The 1,555-nt window shown below is 64.4% G+C and carries 1 protein-coding gene; it reads left to right on the forward strand.

The window, feature by feature from the left end:
• Nucleotides 1-248 precede the first annotated feature (248 nt).
• A complete protein-coding gene (locus KJS59_RS30530; RefSeq protein WP_213457452.1) occupies nt 249-1,514 on the forward strand; it encodes an IS110 family RNA-guided transposase in 1,266 nt (421 codons plus the stop codon).
• Nucleotides 1,515-1,555: the final 41 nt, after the last annotated feature.

Raw genomic sequence — 1,555 nt, forward strand, 5'->3', positions numbered from 1 at the left:
AGGCATCCCCGGCCTGGCCGGCCGTCCACGGGGGAGGGAAAATGGGGCCGGGGCGCGCGGTACGCCGGTTGATCTGTGATGCCTTGTGAGCTCGATGTTTAGGCTGGTTACGGAAGTCGATGACGATCTACGGTTTGTTGCCAGGTCGGTGAGTTTTCGCTGGCCGGAGCACGTGTGTCAGTGTCTGCCTTCTGCTTCGACTTCTCCGGGCGTCCCCACCTGATGGAACCGTGATCTCAGGAGTGGGTATGGGACGTCAAGAGGTCAAGGACGAGGTCATCTATCTGCGTTCGGCGGGCGTGGACCTGGGCAAGCGGTTCCTGGTCGCCTGTGTGCGGGTGCCGAATCCGAGGCGGCCGGGGACGTGGTCGTTGGAGACGGAGAAGTTCGGCACGGTGCCCCGGGAGATTCGCCGGTTGCTGGCCTGGCTACTCGAACGGCAGGTCGAAGTGGTGATCTTGGAGGCGACGAGCGATTACTGGCGATACGTGTACTACACCTTGCAGCCGGAGCTGAATGTGATGCTGGTCAATCCGCAGCATCTGAAGGGCATCCGGGGACGCAAGACGGATCCCTCCGATGCGGCATTCCTGGCCAGGGCGGGGGCGTCGGGAATGGTGATGGGCTCGTTTGTGTCATCCGAGGCGATCCGCCAGTTGCGGGATCTGACCCGTCGGCGCACCGAGGTCACCGTGGCCCGGGGGCAGGAGCTCCAGCGGCTGGAGAAGGAACTGGAAGACACCGGCATGAAGCTCAGCTCGGTGATCACACGCTTGGACGGGGTGAGCGGCCGAGCGATCCTGCGGGCGCTGATCGGTGGACAGCGCGATCAGCGAGCGTTGGCCGACCTGGCTGTGGGAGTGGCGCGTAAGAAGACCGACCAACTGGTCGACGCGTTGGACGGGACGTTCACCGAGCATCACGCGTGGATGTGCCGGCACTACCTCGATCAGATCGATCATCTCGACGCGCTGATTGGTCAGTTGGACGCACGGATCGCGGAGCTGACCCGAGACCACGACGGTGATCTCATCCGGCTGGACACGATCCCCGGGATCGGGCTACGGGCCGCGGAGATCATCCTCGTGGAGACCGGCGGCGACATGGCCCAGTTCGCCACCGCTGGGCATCTGGCTTCCTGGATCGGAGTATGTCCCGGGGTCAACGAGTCCGCCGGAGTGAACAAGTCCGGCAAAACCCGCGACGGCAACACGAACCTGAAACGGATCCTCGGGATCGCGGCCCTGTCCGTGACGCGGGTCAAGGACTCCTACCTGGCCGCGTTCTACCGACGAACCGCCGCCCGCCGAGGTAGACAGAAAGCCCTGGTCGCGGTCATGCACAAGCTCGCCAAAGCGATCTGGCACGTCCTGCACGACCACACCATCTACCAAGACCTCGGCGGGGACTACCTGACCAGACGCGACCCCGCACGAGCCATGCGACGCATGACCCGCGAGGCCAACGCCCTCGGCATGACCGTACGCTTCGACCCGATCCCACAGGCCGCCTGACCAGGTCAAACCCGCCGGTGGTCACGGCATTTTCGTGTCAG

Origin of the sequence: Rhizomonospora bruguierae, from assembly GCF_018397995.1 — a bacterium.
Taxonomy (GTDB): Bacteria; Actinomycetota; Actinomycetes; order Mycobacteriales; family Micromonosporaceae; genus Rhizomonospora; species Rhizomonospora bruguierae.